The sequence below is a fragment of the Xanthobacter wiegelii genome (assembly GCF_043193855.2).
Taxonomy (GTDB): domain Bacteria; phylum Pseudomonadota; class Alphaproteobacteria; order Rhizobiales; family Xanthobacteraceae; genus Xanthobacter; species Xanthobacter flavus_A.
The window spans coordinates 2775621-2792830 of record NZ_CM195529.1 but is presented as its reverse complement, the minus strand read 5'-3'; the positions used below and the strand labels follow the sequence as shown (position 1 = coordinate 2792830).

Annotated in this window: 13 protein-coding genes; 12 read left to right on the top strand and 1 reads right to left on the bottom strand. The window is 68.3% G+C overall.

The features are described 5' to 3' along the window. Positions 1-2: 2 nt before the first annotated feature. Complete coding sequence (locus tag V5F63_RS12885) at positions 3-779, top strand: heme ABC transporter ATP-binding protein (RefSeq protein WP_209489470.1); 777 nt, start codon at positions 3-5, stop codon at positions 777-779. A 64-nt stretch (positions 780-843) separates the two neighbouring features. Here the strand turns inward: V5F63_RS12885 and V5F63_RS12880 are convergent, their stop codons facing one another. Beyond that, entirely contained in the window at positions 844-1317 is a 474-nt protein-coding gene (locus V5F63_RS12880; RefSeq protein WP_394102433.1) for a peroxiredoxin, read from the bottom strand. 274 nt (positions 1318-1591) lie between these two features. Between V5F63_RS12880 and V5F63_RS12875 the strand changes: the two genes are divergently transcribed. From V5F63_RS12875 to V5F63_RS12825, 11 genes are all read left to right on the top strand, one after another. After that, positions 1592-5086 carry a YhdP family protein gene (locus V5F63_RS12875; RefSeq protein WP_394102434.1) on the top strand — a complete coding sequence of 1165 codons (3495 nt, stop codon included), beginning with the start codon at positions 1592-1594 and terminating at the stop codon, positions 5084-5086. A 257-nt stretch (positions 5087-5343) separates the two neighbouring features. Then, positions 5344-7485 carry a sodium-translocating pyrophosphatase gene (locus V5F63_RS12870; RefSeq protein WP_209489464.1) on the top strand — a complete coding sequence of 714 codons (2142 nt, stop codon included), beginning with the start codon at positions 5344-5346 and terminating at the stop codon, positions 7483-7485. A gap of 92 nt (positions 7486-7577) precedes the next feature. Then, positions 7578-8207 carry a trimeric intracellular cation channel family protein gene (locus V5F63_RS12865; RefSeq protein ID WP_394029222.1) on the top strand — a complete coding sequence of 210 codons (630 nt, stop codon included), beginning with the start codon at positions 7578-7580 and terminating at the stop codon, positions 8205-8207. Between the two features lie 87 nt (positions 8208-8294). Next, a complete protein-coding gene (locus tag V5F63_RS12860) occupies positions 8295-9593 on the top strand; it encodes an NCS2 family permease (protein WP_245327560.1) in 1299 nt (432 codons plus the stop codon). Between the two features lie 154 nt (positions 9594-9747). Further along, positions 9748-10182: a preprotein translocase subunit SecG gene (secG, locus tag V5F63_RS12855; RefSeq protein WP_394102435.1), complete on the top strand. Its 435-nt coding sequence runs from the start codon at positions 9748-9750 to the stop codon at positions 10180-10182. A 111-nt stretch (positions 10183-10293) separates the two neighbouring features. Beyond that, positions 10294-11922: a CTP synthase gene (gene pyrG / locus V5F63_RS12850; protein ID WP_209489453.1), complete on the top strand. Its 1629-nt coding sequence runs from the start codon at positions 10294-10296 to the stop codon at positions 11920-11922. Positions 11923-12145: 223 nt separating this feature from the next. Further along, positions 12146-13018, top strand: coding sequence for a VOC family protein (locus tag V5F63_RS12845; RefSeq protein ID WP_209489450.1), 873 nt, complete (start codon positions 12146-12148; stop codon positions 13016-13018). 131 nt (positions 13019-13149) lie between these two features. Beyond that, a complete protein-coding gene (locus V5F63_RS12840; protein ID WP_209489448.1) occupies positions 13150-13467 on the top strand; it encodes a DMT family transporter in 318 nt (105 codons plus the stop codon). 202 nt (positions 13468-13669) lie between these two features. After that, positions 13670-14536: a 3-deoxy-8-phosphooctulonate synthase gene (gene kdsA, locus V5F63_RS12835; protein ID WP_209489446.1), complete on the top strand. Its 867-nt coding sequence runs from the start codon at positions 13670-13672 to the stop codon at positions 14534-14536. 165 nt (positions 14537-14701) lie between these two features. Next, complete coding sequence (locus tag V5F63_RS12830) at positions 14702-16072, top strand: glutamate--cysteine ligase (protein WP_209489444.1); 1371 nt, start codon at positions 14702-14704, stop codon at positions 16070-16072. A 210-nt stretch (positions 16073-16282) separates the two neighbouring features. Next, complete coding sequence (locus V5F63_RS12825) at positions 16283-17209, top strand: DMT family transporter (RefSeq protein WP_394102436.1); 927 nt, start codon at positions 16283-16285, stop codon at positions 17207-17209. Position 17210 lies beyond the last annotated feature (1 nt).

Genomic DNA, 17210 nt, shown 5'->3' with positions numbered 1-17210 from the left:
GCATGTATCGCGCGGAAAACGTCACCGTCACCGCCTCCGGCCGTCGCCTGGTGGATGCGGCAAGCATCTTCGTGCGGCCGGGGCGGGTGACGGTGCTTGTCGGCCCGAACGGCGCCGGCAAATCCACCTTGCTCAAGGCCATGTCGGGCGAGCACCGGCTCGCGACGGGGCAGGTGACGCTGGACGGGGTTTCCATCCATGCCATGCGTCCGCTGGATCTGGCGCGCCGCCGGGCGGTACTGCCGCAGGCGGCGGAGGTGGCCTTTCCATTTACCGCGGCCGAGGTGATCGCCGCCGGCCTGATGACAGGAGAGGGGCACGACCGCGCCCGTGTCCTGCGCCTGCTCGCGCGGGTCGACCTGCCCGGCTTCGCCGACAGGCGCTATGACAGCCTGTCGGGCGGCGAGCGGCAGCGGGTGCAGCTCGCCCGCATCCTCGCGCAACTGGAGGCGGGACGGGCGGACGTTCCGGGTTATCTCTTCCTCGACGAGCCCACCGCCAGCCTCGACCTCGCCCACCAGCTCACCGTGCTGAACCTTGCCCGCGCCCATGCGGATGCCGGCGGCGGCGTGCTGGCCGTGCTGCACGATCTGAACCTCGCCGCCATGGTCGCCGACGAGATCGTGGTGCTGGCTGGTGGGCAGGTGCGCGCGGCCGGGCCGGTGGCGGAGGTGTTGACCGAGCAGGTGCTGGCGGAAGCCTTCGGCATCCGCGTCCGAATCGGCGTTGCCCCGCCCGGCCCGTTCATCCTGCCGCAGAACGTGCAGGCGGCGGGGTAGGGGAGCGGCGAACGCTCCCCTTGATCTGGGCTCAGCCCAGCGGGTTTGTTGCCTTGAGCAGGGTCTAACCCAGCTCTTGCGCAGCCTTCAGCACGTCGGCGGCGTGGCCGTCCACCTTCACCTTGGGCCAGGTCTGCGCCACCTTGCCGTCGCGGCCGATGAGGACGGTGGCGCGCTCCACGCCCATGTACTTGCGGCCGTACATGCTCTTCTCGACCCATACGCCATAGGCCTCCAGCATGGCCTTGTCGGGATCGGAGCCCAGCGCGAAGCCGAGGCTGTACTTGTCGCGGAACTTGTCCTGCGCCTTCACCTCATCGGCTGAAACGCCGAGGATGTCGGTGTCGGCGGCGGCGAATTCCGCCTTCAGCCCGTTGAAGGCGATGGCTTCCTTGGTGCAGCCGGGGGTATCGGCCTTGGGATAGAAATAGACCACCAGCTTGCGACCCTTGAAATCCTTCAAAGAAACGGTGCCGCCCCCATCACGGGCGAGCGAGAAAGCAGGCGCCTTGGCACCGACCTCCGGGAAACTGGACATTCCGCCTTCCTTTCGACGTGTTCGGCGCCATACGGGGCAGCGCAAATGCGATGCCCACAAGATGGCCGCCTTCCTGGGTTGGATTCCTGGGCCAGATGGTATCATCGAGGAGTTGATCCACCTCATCTTTACGTGGCGACGGCAGGATAGGGTCATTTCTCGCGGGCCGGAGGCGAATCGACGCGCTGACCGGAGGGCACCGTGGGACCGTCGCCAGGTTGCGGACGATCGGCTGGAAACGGCTGAGGCGAAAGAGAGAGAAGGTCCAGACGGTATGGAGTTTCGGCAGGAAAGGCCGGCGGGGGCGCGGCGCGAGCCAAAGCGGTCCCGCTTCCGGGGCATTGTCGGCGCGCTCACCCCGCGCAGCCGTGCCGCGCGCCTGTTCACCGGCCTGTGCCTTGTCCTGATCGCCCTCGGTGGCGTCGCCGCCGTCACCCTGTACGTTCTCATCGCCACCGGGATGGTCACCGCCAACCTCGCCACGCCCTATATCGAGCGGGCACTGGAGGAGCGCATCGGTGGCGGCCATCAGGTGAGCATCGGTGCGACCACCATGAAGACGGTGGGCCACGGCGCAACAGCCGTGGTGGTTCACGACATCAAGGTCATCGGCCCCGACGGCCAGCTGGTCGCCAGCGCGCCGAGCGCCGAGGTGGAGCTGGAAGGCTCCCTCCTGTCGCTCATGCCCAAGGCGCGGCGCATCGACCTCATCGGCGCCGAGATGACCGTGCGGATCGCGCCCTCGGGTCAGGTCGCGGTGGCCACCGGCCGCGGCGCCAAGGCGATCCCGGCGAGCCCCTCCCACCGCGCCGACGCGAATTCCGGCGCGTCACCGCAGTCTTCGGCGGCCGTCCCCGGCCAGGACCAACAGGCCGCGCCCAACACGGCCGCCGTCGGCGATTTCGATCCGCTCAAGCCGGTCGCGCTGGCCCGCTGGATGTCGGACCTTGAGACTGCCGGTTTCGATGGGGGCGCGCTGGCGGATGTGGGCCTCAAGGACGGCACGGTCATCGTCGAGAACGAGGGTGCGGGGCACCGCATCGTCTTCCAGCACATGAGCGTGCGGCTTGCCCGTCCGGCCGGGGGCGGGGCGGAGCTGACCTTCACCACCCAATCGCCACAGGGCGTCTCCACGGCCGTCGCCCGCATCAGCGCCGCCAACAACGGCGAGCGCAGCATCGATGTCTCCATCCGCAACGTCTCGACCCGCGACCTGCTCTACGCCTTCGTGCAGGACCAGCGGCGGTTCTATATCGACACGCCGCTTAACGCCTCCTTCTCCGCCCGCGTCGCCCTCGACGGCGCGCTGACCGCTGCCGAGGCGAGCCTCGATTTCGGCGCCGGCGCGCTCGGCAACGGCGAGGACCCGGAAGAGCGCTTCGTCATCGACCGCGCCCGCATCGCCGCCACGCTGGACGTGGCGCGCCGCGTCATCGTGGTCGCGCCCATCGAGGCGGTGAAGAGCCAGAACGTCATTTCGCTCGCGGGCGAGATCAAGGTTCCGGCCAAGGCCATCGAGCCGTGGCCGTTCCAGGCCGGGCCCAAGCAGGTGGTGCTGCAAGGGCCGGAAATGCCCGAGCCGCCCCTCGTCATCTCCAAGGTGGACGTGTCCGGCCGCTTCGATCCGCCGAGCCGGCAGATCGTGGTGGACCAGGGGCTGCTGAGCGCCTCCACGGCCAGCTTCAGCTTCACGGCCTTGTTCGATTTCGGCGTCCCGGTCCCCTATCTCAAGTTCGACGGTGTCGCCTCGCCCATGCCGGTGGCGACGGTGAAGCGCTTCTGGCCGGTGAACATCGCGCCGCCCGCGCGACAGTTTGCCGTCGAGAACGTCTCCGGCGGCACGGCGGAGGGCCTCACGGTCGCGGTGAAGCTGCCGCTCGACCTCATCGGGCAGAAGCAGGTGCCGCTGCCCGAGGATGGCGTGCGTTTCACCATCACCGGCAAGGGCGTCACCATTCGCCCCGTGAAGGGTCTCCCGCCCATCACCAATTCCAGCCTCGCCATCCTCGTCACCGGCCGCTCGGTGCGCATCACCATGCCCGATGGGACGGCGGTGACGCCGCAGAACCGCAAGATCGCGGTGAGCGAAGGGGTGATGCTGATCCCCGACTATTTCCCGCGCGAGCCCTCCGCGCAGATCCGGGTGAACTTCAACGGCCCCGCCGACGCCGGCATCGAGGTGCTGGGCATGGAGCCCTTGAAGGGACCGCAGGGCACGGCCTTCGATCCCTCCACCACGCGCGGCCGGCTCTCGGCGCTGCTGCAGGTCAACATGATCTTCCGCAAAGTGCCGCTGCCGGAGGACCTCGACTATTCGCTCGAAGCCAACCTCACCGACTTCGGCGTGGACAAGGTGTTCAAGGGCCAGAGGCTGGAGGGCGCGACGGTGAAGGCCTTCGCCTCGCCGGCCGGCATCGTGCTGCGCGGGGAGGGCAAGCTCGCCGGCGCGCCGCTCGCCTTCGAGTACGAGAAGAAAAAGGACGCGGCGGATTCCGACATCCGCGTCTCCGCCACCCTCGACGACGCCGCGCGCACCAAGCTCGGCGTGGACATCCCCGGCGTGAGCGGCCCGGTGGGCGTGCGCCTCGTGGGCACCACCAACAACAAGGACACGCGCGCCAGCATCGAGACGGACCTGACGCAGGCGCGCATCGCCGATCTCATCCCCGGCCTCAGCAAGCCCGCCGGCAAGCCGCTCAAGGCGCGCTTCACGGTGAACGACAAGGGCAACTCGATCCGCCTCGACGACATGGTGATCGACGGATCGGGCACATTGCTGAAGGGCAATATCGAGCTTGCCGACAGCGGCGATCTTCTGGGCGCGAACTTCCCGACCTTCCAGCTCTCCGACGGCGACAAGGCCTCGGCCAAGGCGGAGCGCGTCGGGTCGGTGCTGAAGATCCGTATCACCGGCGAGGTGATGGACGCCCGCGGCATCATGAAGAGCCTCGTCAGCGGTCCCCCCACGGACAAGCGCAAGTCGCAGGACGTGGACGTGGAGGCGCGCGTCGGCGCGCTCACCGGCAACAATGGCGAGGTGCTGCGCCAGTTCGATCTCTCCACCACGCGGCGCGGCGTCGAGATGCGGGACTTCACCCTCACCGCCAAGACAGGCCGGGACGGCACGGTGGCCGGCGAGATGCGCACCTGGCAGGGGCGCGAGCGGGCGCTGCAGATCACCACCTCAGACGCCGGCGCGCTGTTCCGCTTCCTCGACATCTACGCCAAGATGCAGGGCGGCGATGCGTGGCTCGTGGTGGACCCGCCGCGCAGCGACAACACCCCGCAGGAAGGCGTCCTGCACCTCAGCGACTTCTCGATCAGGGGCGAGCCCGGCCTCGAGCGCCTGTCCAGCGCCGCCCGCGACAGTTCGGGCCGCATCGAGAACGGCACCGCCGCGTTCGAGAAGGCGCAGGCGCAATTCTCCCGCTCCACCGGCAAGATCGTGTTCAAGGAGGGCGCCATCTGGGGGCCGTCCGTCGGCGCGACCTTCGACGGCTCGCTGGATTTCGCCGCCGACCGCATCAACATGCGTGGCACTTTCGTGCCGGCCTACGCGCTCAACAACATCTTCTCGAAGCTGCCGGTCATCGGCCTCTTTCTCGGCGGCGGACCCAACGAGGGACTGGTGGGCGTGACCTTCGAGGTCGTCGGCCCGCTCTCCACCGGCCCCACCTTGCGCATCAACCCCATCTCGGCCGTGGCGCCGGGCTTCCTGCGCAAGATCTTCGAATTCCGCGATTCGACCGGCACGCCGCCGACGCGCTGATGTTCCCGCCGTCATCCTTCGGCTCGACCGAAGGATCCATCGTGCCTCAGCCACGAACGGGGGAATGGGTGCTCCGGTCAAGCCGGAGCACGACGGATGTTGGCTTTGCGGCATCGCCCGTGCGCGAGCCGCCGACGGTCCCATGAAACCGTCCAAAGGTGCGACCGTTTGCCCAAACGCCCCTTGCGATGCCACACGGCACCCCTCACACTCGCCCCATAAACATAATTGGCAGGAAACGAGTGAGGGTGGGATAGATGCTGGCTCTGGTGCTCATCATCGTCTGCGGCCTCTTGGCCGTGGCGTACGGCGTATGGACGATCAAGGGGTTGATGGAGGCGGACCCGGGAACCGCCAGGATGCAGGAGATCGCATCCGCCATCGCTGAAGGCGCGCAGGCCTATCTGCGCCGGCAGTACGCCACCATCGGCATCGTGGGTGCCGTCATCTTCATCCTCGTGGGACTTTTCCTCGGCTGGCTGGTGGCCATCGGCTTCGCGCTGGGCGCCATCCTCTCCGGTCTCGCCGGCTTCATCGGCATGAACGTGTCGGTGCGGGCGAACGTGCGCACCGCGCAAGCGGCGACGCTCTCGCTCGCCGGCGGCCTCGACCTCGCCTTCAAGGCGGGCGCCGTCACCGGGCTTCTGGTGGCCGGCCTCGCGCTGCTCGGCGTCAGCGTCTACTTCCTCGTCCTCACCGGCTTCCTCGGCTTCGCGCCGAACAGCCGCACGGTGGTGGACGCGCTGGTGGCGTTGGGCTTCGGCGCCTCGCTCATATCCATCTTCGCCCGTCTCGGCGGCGGCATCTTCACCAAGGGCGCGGACGTGGGCGGCGACCTCGTCGGCAAGGTGGAAGCCGGCATTCCCGAGGACGACCCGCGCAACCCGGCCACCATCGCCGATAACGTGGGCGACAATGTCGGCGACTGCGCCGGCATGGCGGCCGATCTGTTCGAGACCTATGCGGTGACGGTGGTCGCCACCATGGTGCTCGCGGCCATCTTCTTCGCCGCGAACCCGGCGACGCTCGCCACCATGATCGTCTATCCGCTCGCCATCGGCGGCGCGTGCATCCTCACCTCCATCGCCGGCACCTATTTCGTACGGCTGGGGGCGAACTCCTCCATCATGGGCGCGCTCTACAAGGGCCTCATGGCGACGGCGGGCTTCTCCGTTATCGCGCTGGCGGTGGTGACGTGGCTGCTGCCCGGGTTCGGGCCGATCCAGGGCGCCGACTATACGGGCACGGCACTGTTCCTCAGCGGCCTCGTCGGCCTCGCGGTGACCGGCGCCATCGTCGTCATCACCGAATACTACACCGGCACCGGCTATCGCCCGGTGGTGTCCATCGCCCAGGCCTCGGTGACGGGGCATGGCACGAACATCATCCAGGGCCTCGCCGTCTCGCTGGAATCGACGGCGCTGCCGACCCTCGTCATCATCGCCGGCATCCTGTGCGCCTACGGCCTTGCCGGCCTGTTCGGCATCGCCATCGCCGCCACCACCATGCTCGGCGTCGCCGGCATGATCGTGGCCCTCGATGCCTTCGGCCCGGTGACGGACAATGCCGGCGGCATCGCCGAGATGGCGGGCCTGCCCAAGGAGGTGCGCCAGTCCACCGACGCGCTCGACGCGGTGGGCAACACCACCAAGGCGGTGACGAAGGGCTACGCCATCGGCTCCGCCGGCCTCGGCGCGCTGGTGCTGTTCGCCGCCTACAATCAGGACCTCAAGTTCTTCATCTCGCAGGCGGCGCCCGGCTCCTACTTCGCAGGGGTTGCGCCCAACTTCTCGCTGGAGAACCCCTATGTGGTAGTCGGCCTGCTGTTCGGCGGCCTGCTGCCCTATCTCTTCGGCGCCATGGGCATGACCGCCGTGGGCCGCGCGGCCGGCGCCATTGTGGAAGAGGTGCGCCGGCAGTTCCGGGAGAAGCCGGGCATCATGGCCGGCACCGAGAAGCCGGACTATTCCCGCGCCGTGGACATGCTGACCAAGGCGGCCATCAAGGAGATGATCATCCCCTCGCTGCTGCCGGTGCTCTCGCCCATCGTCGTCTATTTCGTCATCTACTTCGTGGCGGGCGGCGGTGTGGCGGGCAAGTCGGCGGCCTTCTCGGCGGTGGGCGCGATGCTGCTCGGCGTCATCGTCACCGGCCTGTTCGTCGCCATCTCCATGACCTCGGGCGGCGGCGCCTGGGACAATGCCAAGAAGTCGTTCGAGGACGGCTTCGTGGACAAGGATGGCGTCCGCCACATGAAGGGCTCGGAAGCCCACAAGGCCTCCGTCACCGGCGACACCGTGGGCGATCCCTACAAGGACACAGCCGGCCCCGCGGTGAACCCGATGATCAAGATCACCAACATCGTCGCGCTGCTGCTGCTGGCGGTGCTGGGGCACTGAACCGCCCCGCTTCGCAAGGGATATGACAAAGGCCGCCTGTCCCTGCCGGGGCAGGCGGCGTTTTTGCGCGGGGGCCTATCCTGACTTTCGACATGACGCCGCAGACCCTGCTCCACATCCTCTATCTCGTCGCCATCGTGGCCGAGGCCATGACGGCCGCGCTCGCCGCCGGACGACGGGAGATGGACTGGGTGGGCGTGTTCCTGCTCGGCTGCGTCACCGCGCTGGGCGGCGGGTCCGTGCGGGACGTGCTGCTCGGCAATTATCCGCTCTCATGGGTGGCGCACCCGTCCTATCTCGTGGTCACCGGCGGCGCGGCGCTGGGCACCGTCTTCCTCGCCCGCGTCATGGACCACCTGCGGCAGGTGTTCCTGTTCCTCGATGCGGTGGGGCTCGTGGTGTTCACCGTCATCGGCTGCAACGTGGCCATCGGGCTGGGCTTGCCGGTGATCGTGGTGATCGCGGCGGGCATGATCACCGGCTGCGTCGGCGGCGTGCTGCGGGACGTGCTGTGCAACGAGGTGCCGCTGCTGTTCCGCGCCGAGCTTTACGCGACGGTGTCGATCCTCACGGGGCTGCTCTACGTGGCCGGGCCGCTGGCCGGGCTGCCGCAGCCGCTCACCATGGCCATCGCCATGGCCGCCGGTCTCACCCTGCGCCTGCTGGCCCTGCGCTTCAGCTGGAGCATGCCGAAATTCGTTTACACGAAGGATTTGCATTAGCGCCTGCATCGAAGGAAACGCATTAGCGCCTGCGCGGCGCGAACGTTGCTGCTAGCCTCTGCCCGGATACGGGCAGGGCAGCTTCACATGCGCGGACTGATCGAGCGCGTCTTCCAATTGGAGGCGCACGGCACCACTATCCCGACCGAGGTGGTGGCGGGCATCACCACCTTCCTCACCATGGCCTATATCGTCGTGGTGAACCCGCAGATCATGGCGCAGGCCGGCATCGATGCCGGGGCGGCCTTTACCGCCACATGCCTCTCGGCGGCGTTCGGCTCGGCCATGATGGGGATCATCGCCAACTATCCCATCGCCGTCGCCCCCGCCATGGGTATCAACGCCTATTTCACCTTCACCGTGGTACTGGGCATGGGCGTGCCGTGGCAGCAGGCGCTGGGGGCGGTGTTCGTCTCCGGCATCCTCTTCCTCGCCCTCAGCCTGTTCAGGGTGCGGGAATGGCTGCTGAATTCCATTCCCATGTCGCTCAAGCTCGGCATGGGCACGGGCATCGGCCTGTTCCTCGCGCTGCTCGGCCTGAAGGGCATGGGGCTGGTGGTGGCGAGCCCGGTGACGCTGGTGGCGCTGGGCAACCTCGCGGCGCCGTCCACCCTCATTGCCTGCGGCGGTTTCCTGCTCATGAGCGGCCTTGCGGCGCGGGGCGTGCCGGGGGCGATCCTCATCGGCATCGCGGCGGCGACACTGGCCGGCGTGCCGTTCGGCCTCGTCTCCTTTTCCGGCATCGTCTCGGCCCCGCCCTCGCTGGCGCCGACGCTGCTCCAGCTGGACATCGCCGGCGTGCTGCGCCTGTCCATGACCGGGGTGATCGCGGCGCTGTTCCTGCTCGTGCTGCTCGACAATATGGGCACGCTGATCGCCACCCTCTACAAGGGCGGCCTGATGCGGGAGGACGGCTCCGTGCCGCGCCTCGGCCGGGTACTGATCGCCGATTCGGGCGGCGCCATCGTCGGCTCGGCGCTCGGCACCTCCACGCTCACCTCCTATATCGAGAGCGCCGCCGGCATCGAGGCGGGCGGCCGCACCGGCCTTACCGCCGTGGTGGTGGCCGTGATGTTCCTCGCCTGCCTGCTCTTTGCGCCCCTGGCGCTGGCGGTGCCGGGATACGCCACCGCCCCGGCGCTGCTGGTGGTGGCCCTCGCCATGATCGGCGCCATGGGCGACCTACCGTGGGATGACGCCGCCGAAGCCTTCCCCGCCGCCGCGACCGCGCTGGCGGTGGTGTTCACCTTCTCCATCGCCACCGGCATCGGCCTCGGCTTCATCACCTATGTGGCCGTGAACCTCATCGCCGGCCGCTGGCGGCGCATCAGCGGCGCGGTGTGGGTGATCGCGGCGGCCTCGGCTGTGCTGCTGGCGATCGAGTGAGACTCTTCAATGCCAACCGCCGGTCCCGCGCGTCGCGCAGGGGAGGGGTGCAGGGTCGCTGCCGCTCCCGCTCTTCCCTCCCGCCGCCCGATCGTGTAGGGAACCCGCGACCTGCGCGCCGGGGCACCGTCCTGGCGCGAACGTGATGGATTCCATGCAGACGGTTCTCATCGTAATTCACCTGATGGTGGTGCTCGCGCTGATCGGCGTGGTGCTCATCCAGCGCTCTGAAGGCGGCGGCCTTGGCATCGGCGGGGGCGGCGGCGGTTCTGGCGGCGGCTTCTTCTCCGCGCGCGGCACGGCCAACGTGCTCACCCGCGCCACCGCGATTCTCGCGCTGATCTTCTTCATCACCTCGCTGTCGCTGACCATCGTCGCCGGCCTGGGCCGTGCCCCGCGCTCCATCCTGCCGCCAGCGCAGCAGAATCAGGGCGGGCCGCAGGTGCCGCAGAGCGGCGGTTCCATTCTCGACCAGCTGCGCCAGCAGGCCCCGCAGGGCTCAGGCGCCCCGCAGGGTGGCGCAGTGGCTCCGGCGGCGCCCGCCGCCCCGGCCGCGCCGTCTGGTCCCCAGGTTCCGCAGTCCAAGTGATCCGATGACGACGCGGCTTCGGCCGCGCCGTTTCTTCTCCACAGGCGAGGCGAGGCCGGATCCGGTTTCGTCCTCGCCGAATCGTGTTTGCACGAGGTAAGGTCGAGGCCCATGGCGCGCTACATCTTCATCACCGGCGGCGTCGTGTCTTCCCTGGGCAAGGGCCTCGCCTCCGCAGCGCTCGGCGCTCTTCTCCAGGCGCGCGGATACACCGTCCGCCTTCGCAAGCTCGACCCCTATCTGAACGTCGATCCGGGCACCATGAGCCCGTATCAGCACGGCGAGGTGTTCGTGACCGACGACGGGGCCGAGACGGACCTCGATCTTGGTCACTACGAGCGGTTCACCGGCCATCCCGCGACCAAGCAGGACAATATCACCACCGGCCGCATCTATCAGGACATCCTGAGCAAGGAGCGCCGTGGCGATTACCTCGGTGCCACCATCCAGGTGATTCCCCACGTCACCAACGCGATCAAGGACTTCGTGCTGGAAGGCAACGAAGGCTTCGATTTCGTTCTGATCGAGGTGGGCGGCACGGTGGGCGACATCGAGGGCCTGCCCTTCTTCGAGGCCACCCGCCAGCTCAAGAACGAGCTGCCGCGCGGACACGCCATCTTCATCCACCTCACCCTGATGCCATACATCCCCTCGGCCGGTGAGCTGAAGACCAAGCCGACGCAGCATTCGGTGAAGGAGCTGCGCTCCATCGGCATCCAGCCCGACATCCTGCTCTGCCGCACCGATCGTGAGATCCCGCGCGAGGAGCGCCGCAAGCTCTCGCTGTTCTGCAACGTGCGCGAAACGGCGGTGATCGAGGCGCGGGACGTGGACAACATCTACGCCGTCCCCTCCGCCTATCACGCGGAAGGCCTCGACAAGGAAGTGCTGGCCGCCTTCAACATCGAGCCGGCTCCCGCGCCGAATCTCAAGCGATGGACCGACATCGAGACCCGCGTACGCAACCCCGAGGGCGAGGTCACCATCGCCATCGTCGGCAAGTACACGGGGCTGAAGGACGCCTACAAGTCTCTGATCGAGGCGCTCGCCCACGGCGGCATCGCCAACAAGGTGAAGGTCAATCTCGACTGGATCGAGAGCGAGACCTTCGAGCGCGAGGACCCGGCGCCCTTCCTGGAGCATGTCCACGGCATCCTCGTGCCCGGCGGCTTCGGCCAGCGCGGCGCGGAGGGCAAGATTCGCGCGGCCCAGTTCGCCCGCGAGCGGCAGGTGCCCTATTTCGGCATCTGCTTCGGCATGCAGATGGCGGTCATCGAGGCGGCGCGGAACCTCGCGGGCATCGAGAAGGCCAATTCCACGGAGTTCGGCGCCACCTCCGAGCCGGTGGTGGGCCTGCTCACCGAATGGCTGCGCGGCAACGAGCTGGAGCGGCGCAACGCCGCCGGCGACCTCGGCGGCACGATGCGGCTTGGGGCCTATCATGCGGTGCTGGAGCCCGACACCAAGGTGGAGGGCGTCTACGGCAAGCGCGACATCTCCGAGCGCCACCGTCACCGCTATGAGGTGAACACCGCCTATCGCGACCGGCTGGAGCAGCACGGGCTGAAGTTCTCCGGCATGTCGCCGGACGGGCTGCTGCCGGAGATCGTGGAATATCCAGATCATCCGTGGTTCATCGGCGTGCAGTTCCATCCGGAGCTGAAGTCCCGCCCGTTCGAGCCGCACCCGCTGTTCGCCTCCTTCATCGGTGCCGCCAAGGACCAGAGCCGGCTGGTCTGAGCCGTTTCTTTGCAATGGCTTAGGGTGCCGTCCCGGGATTTCTTCCTCCGGGCGGTAGCCACGTCGCGGCAAAACGCACTAAGCTCCAGCCGGGCCGCCGGGGGGATGCGCCCGCCATTCAGGCGACGCGCGGACCCTTGCCGTAGCGTTCCTTCCCATGCTTCTGCCGTTGCGGAATGCGCGCCCGATGGGTCGCAGCATCGGCCCGATAAGAGGAGAAGCCATGCGACGCGGCCTCGACCACGTTGTGCACCTCGTCCGCGACCTCGACGCAGCTGGCGAAATCTACGACCTCCTGGGCTTCACCGTGGGTGCCCGCAACCGCCACCCGTGGGGCACCGAAAACCGCATCATCCAGACGCCCGGTTTCTTCATCGAGCTGCTCCAGGTCGTCGAGCCGGAGAAGATCGTTCCCGCGCAGGGGGAGACCTTCTCCTTCGGCGCTTTCAACAAGGATTACCTCGCCCGCATCGGCGAAGGCCTCTCCATGCTGGTGCTGGAGGGCTCGGACGCGGGCCACGAGAAGGCCGCCTTCGATGCCGACGGCTTCGGCGGCTTCGACATCTTCGATTTCGCCCGCAAGGCGCGCCGGCCGGACGGGCAGGAGGTGGATGTCGGCTTCCGCCTCGCCTTCGCCCGCGATCCGGCGAGCCCGGATTTCGGCGCGTTCACCTGCACCCAGCTTAACCCTGAGAATTTCTGGTCCAGCGACCTCCAGCGCCATTCCAATCAGGTGACGGGCGTTGCCGGCGTGGTGCTGGTGGCGGACGCGCCAGCGGAGCACCAGAAGTTTCTGGAAACCTTCTCCGGCTGCCAGGTCCAGCGCGCGCTCGACGCCTGGTACGTGGCGCAGACGCCGCGTGGCTCCATCGACGTGATGTCGCGCAATCTGTTCACCGACCGCTATGGCGTGCCGGCGCCGGCTGGGCCGGGCCTGCGCCTCGCCGCCATCCGCTTCGCCACCCCGGGCGCTCCGGAGCTGCGCCGCTCGCTCGCCGCCCGCCGCATGGTGGAAGAGGCCATCGAGGGCATCGTCGTCGTGCCGCCCCGCGCGGCGCTGGGGGCGACGCTGGTGTTCGAGGTGACGCCCGGCTGAGTCTGGTGGTTTCACTCTCAGGAAAATCGCATTACATCGGATTGGGCGGAGCATTCCGCCCCGGGCGCGGACGACCGCGCTCCTTCCTTAACGCGCGGCGGGGACGACCCCGCCTCTCGTGGTGTCTGCCCATGGCTTGGGTCTATCTGTTCATTGCCGGCCTCACCGAAATCGCGTGGGCCATCGGAATGAAGCAATCGGAGGGGTTCACGCGGCTCTGGCCGAGCCTCTTCACGCTCGGCACGATCGGGGTGAGCCTGCTTTTGCTGTCGCTCGCCCTGCGCGGCATACCCATCGGCACCGCTTATGCGGTGTGGGCGGGAATCGGGACGGTCGGGACAGCGGTCGCCGGTATCCTTTTCTTCTCCGAATCGACCGACCTTCTGCGGCTCGCATCCATCGGCCTGATCGCGGTGGGTATCGTCGGGCTCAAGCTCGTCACGCACTGACCCGTCCTCGCGCGCGGCCCGGCCCGTCCACCAGCGCCCGGCCGCGCGCATTCGCGATTTAGCGAAACGGCGAAAATGCTCTATCAAGGGCGCGCTCCGGCTGCATCGCTCCGCGCGGAAGTCGGAAAGCCGCATTTATTCTAGGGCTTAGGGCGCTGCCGGCCACGCGGTCGCGGTGTCCCGAGCCGTCGAGGGACTGCCCATGACCGCCGCACCTCCGCCCGTCGCCCCGCAGAGCATCGTCGAGGCAGGACCCGTGCGCTTCGGCAATAGCCTGCCGCTGACGCTGATCGCCGGCCCCTGCCAGATGGAAAGCCGCGCCCACGCGCTGGAGGTGGCCACCGCGCTGAAGGAGATCGCGACCCGCCGCAACATCGGCCTGGTCTTCAAGACCTCCTTCGACAAGGCGAACCGCACCTCCCTGTCGGCTGCCCGCGGGCTCGGTCTCCAGGCGGCGCTGCCGGTGTTCGGCGAGATCAGGGAGAGCCTCGGCCTGCCGGTGCTCACCGACGTGCACGAGATCGACCAGTGCGCCGCCGCCGCCGAGGTGGTGGACGTGCTGCAGATTCCCGCCTTCCTCTGCCGCCAGACCGACCTCCTCATTGCCGCCGCCCGCACCGGCCGGGTGGTGAACGTGAAGAAGGGCCAGTTCCTCGCGCCGTGGGACATGGCGAACGTGGTCAACAAGCTCACCGGTGCCGGCAACGGCCGCGTGCTGGTGACGGAGCGGGGCGTCTCCTTCGGCTACAACACGCTCGTCTCCGACATGCGCGGCCTGCCGATCCTCGCCAAGACCACGGGCGCGCCGGTGGTGTTCGACGCCACCCATTCGGTGCAGCAGCCGGGCGGGCAGGGGACCTCCTCCGGCGGCCAGCGTGAGTTCGTGCCGGTTCTCGCACGCGCGGCGGTGGCCGTGGGCGTCGCCGCCGTCTTCATCGAGACCCATCCCGACCCGGACAAGGCCCCCTCCGACGGCCCGAACATGGTGCCTCTGGCCAAGCTGGAGGAGCTTATTACCCTGCTCCAGGCGTTCGACGCGGTTGCGAAAGCCAATCCCGTCACCATCTGAGCCGAACCTTGGCCTTCCTTCCGTGCGATGCGGCGCGCGGGAGGTGGCCGGCCCCACCGCCTGAAGTCCCGCCTTTCCCGCCCCTGTCGGGGCCGACCCCCACGCGCTTGCCTTGACCGAGGTGCCGTGTATGGTCGCGCGCCCCTCCGCTTGAAGAGCTTCCTGATGGCCCGCGACACGCTCGACGCGACCCCGATTTCCGACCGCGGCGAACTCGTCGCCTGGATGGAAGGGGGATCGAAGCCGGAGCGGGCCTTCCGTATCGGCACCGAGCACGAGAAGATCCCCTTCACCATGGGCCGCCACGAGCCGGTGCCCTACGAGGGGCCGAAGGGCATCCGCAAGCTGCTGGAGGGCATGCGCTCCCTGCTCGGCTGGGAGCCGATCATGGAGGGCGAGACCATCATCGGCCTCGCGGACGTGACCGGCGGCGGGGCCATCTCGCTGGAGCCCGGCGGGCAGTTCGAGCTCTCCGGCGCGCCGCTGCGGACCATCCACGAGACCTGCTCGGAACTGAACGCTCACCTCGCCCAGGTGCGGGAAGTGGCGACGCCGCTCGGCATCGGCTTCCTCGCCATCGGCATGAGCCCCAAATGGTCGCGCTCCGAGACGCCGGTGATGCCGAAGGGCCGCTACAAGATCATGTCCAACTACATGCCGAAGGTGGGCACGCTCGGCCTCGACATGATGTTCCGCACCTGCACCGTGCAGGTGAACCTCGACTTCTCCTCCGAAGCCGACATGGTGAAGAAGATGCGCGTCGGCCTGGCGCTGCAGCCGGTGGCCACCGCCCTCTTCGCCAACTCGCCCTTCACCGAGGGCAAGCCCAACGGCTTCCTCTCCTTCCGCTCCGAGATCTGGCGCGACACGGACAATGCCCGCTCCGGCATGCTGCCCTTCGCCTTCGAGGAGGGGTTCGGCTTCGAGCGCTATGTGGACTACGCCCTTGACGTGCCCATGTATTTTGTGAAGCGCGGTGACCATTACGTGGATGTGGCCGGCACGTCGTTCCGCGATCTCCTCGCCGGCCGCCATCCGCTGCTGCCCGGCGAGACGGCGACGCTCTCCGACTGGATCAACCACCTCTCCACCATCTTCCCCGAGGTGCGGCTGAAGCGCTTCCTGGAGATGCGCGGAGCCGATGCCGGCCCGTCGATCAATCTCTGCGCGCTGCCGGCCTTCTGGGTGGGCCTGCTCTATGATCAGCAGAGCCTCGACGCCGCCTGGGATCTGGTGAAGCACTGGACCGCCGAGGAGCGCCAGACGCTGCGGGACGACGTGCCCCGCCTTGCCCTCAAGGCCGAAATTCGCGGCCGCGCGCTCCGCGATGTGGCGAAGGACGTGCTCAAGCTCTCGCAGGCCGGCCTCAAGCGGCGCGGCTTCCACGACCGGGTGGGGCGCGACGAGACGCGATTCCTGGAGCCGCTGGAGCAGACGCTGTTCTCCGGCCGCGTACCGGCCGAAGAGCTGCTGGAGCTGTACAACGGGCCGTGGAACGGCTCCGTCGAGCCGGCTTTCGACGCGCTCGCCTACTGATCCGGGATCGGGGCCTCTCAAACACGCCGGCTAGGGGACGCGGGGCTGCCATGCACTGACATCATGGCTCGCCTTCGTGCCACGCCGGGCGGCCCGGACGCTGATCTTCCCGCCCTTGCTGCGGCTCCGCTCAGGCTGTGCCCGCTTCCGCCGCGCGTTGCCGGAAACAGGGTGACCGCATAGGGTGCAGCACCCTCCGGATTCCACTCCATGCATGCCCCTCCGCCCCGCACCGACGGACCGCTCGGCCCGCGCGAGCTTCTGCTTTACGCGGTCTGCGTGCTCATCTTCGGCACGGGCTGGCTGCCGCTGAAGCTGCAGCTCGGCGTGGTCGCGCCGGAGGTCTCGGGCGTCTGGCGCTTCGCCGTCGCCGGCTCGGTGATGCTGGGCTTCGTTCTCGTCACGGGCGGGCGGCTTGCCTTCGGCTGGCGCGACCATGTGCTGTTCGCCGGGCTCGGCGCGACGCTGTTCTCGCTCAATTTCGTCAGCTTCTACTATGCCGGCTATCACCTGCCGTCGGGGCTGATGTCCGTCATCTTCGCGCTGTCGGCCATCATCATCCCCGTGCTCTCCGCGCTGTTCCTGCGCGTGCCGTTGCGCCGCCAGATCCTCGGCGGGGCGCTCGCGGGCGTGGTGGGGTTGGCGCTGGTGTTCGGCCCGAGCCTTTCGGAAGGCAAGGGCATCGACGGGGCCGGGGAGGGGCTGGCGCTGGGGCTGGCCGGCACCCTGTCCTTCTCGGTCGGCAGCCTGCTCACCGGCATCGCCGGGCGGCGGCAATATCCCATCGCCTCGCTGACCACCTGGGGCTTCTTTTACGGGATGATCATCCTGCTGGTGATCGCCCTCGTGCACGGCGTGCCGTTCAGGTTCGATTGGAGCCCCGTCTATGTGGGCTCCCTCGCCTGCCTCATCATCGTCCAGACGCTGGCGGGTTTTGCCGCCTACAACATGCTTGTCCGGCGCATCGGCGCCAACCGGGCCGGCTACGGCACGGTGGTGTTCCCGCTGGTGGCGCTGGCCATCTCAACCGTGTTTGAGGGCTACCACTGGACGCTGGTCTCCGCCGGCGGCATCGCGCTCGTGCTCGCCGGCGTGCTTCTGGTGCTGCGGCCGAACCCGGTGCCGCCCGTGGTGTGAG

Excerpts from the sequence above, each read along its gene's own strand:
- V5F63_RS12885 (WP_209489470.1), top strand. The coding sequence starts at position 3 with ATGTATCGCGCGGAAAACGTCACCGTCACCGCCTCCGGCCGTCGCCTG.
- V5F63_RS12880 (WP_394102433.1), bottom strand. The coding sequence starts at position 1,317 with ATGTCCAGTTTCCCGGAGGTCGGTGCCAAGGCGCCTGCTTTCTCGCTC.
- V5F63_RS12875 (WP_394102434.1), top strand. The coding sequence starts at position 1,592 with ATGGAGTTTCGGCAGGAAAGGCCGGCGGGGGCGCGGCGCGAGCCAAAG.
- V5F63_RS12870 (WP_209489464.1), top strand. The coding sequence starts at position 5,344 with ATGCTGGCTCTGGTGCTCATCATCGTCTGCGGCCTCTTGGCCGTGGCG.
- V5F63_RS12865 (WP_394029222.1), top strand. The coding sequence starts at position 7,578 with ATGACGCCGCAGACCCTGCTCCACATCCTCTATCTCGTCGCCATCGTG.
- V5F63_RS12860 (WP_245327560.1), top strand. The coding sequence starts at position 8,295 with ATGCGCGGACTGATCGAGCGCGTCTTCCAATTGGAGGCGCACGGCACC.
- secG (WP_394102435.1), top strand. The coding sequence starts at position 9,748 with ATGCAGACGGTTCTCATCGTAATTCACCTGATGGTGGTGCTCGCGCTG.
- pyrG (WP_209489453.1), top strand. The coding sequence starts at position 10,294 with ATGGCGCGCTACATCTTCATCACCGGCGGCGTCGTGTCTTCCCTGGGC.
- V5F63_RS12845 (WP_209489450.1), top strand. The coding sequence starts at position 12,146 with ATGCGACGCGGCCTCGACCACGTTGTGCACCTCGTCCGCGACCTCGAC.
- V5F63_RS12840 (WP_209489448.1), top strand. The coding sequence starts at position 13,150 with ATGGCTTGGGTCTATCTGTTCATTGCCGGCCTCACCGAAATCGCGTGG.
- kdsA (WP_209489446.1), top strand. The coding sequence starts at position 13,670 with ATGACCGCCGCACCTCCGCCCGTCGCCCCGCAGAGCATCGTCGAGGCA.
- V5F63_RS12830 (WP_209489444.1), top strand. The coding sequence starts at position 14,702 with ATGGCCCGCGACACGCTCGACGCGACCCCGATTTCCGACCGCGGCGAA.
- V5F63_RS12825 (WP_394102436.1), top strand. The coding sequence starts at position 16,283 with ATGCATGCCCCTCCGCCCCGCACCGACGGACCGCTCGGCCCGCGCGAG.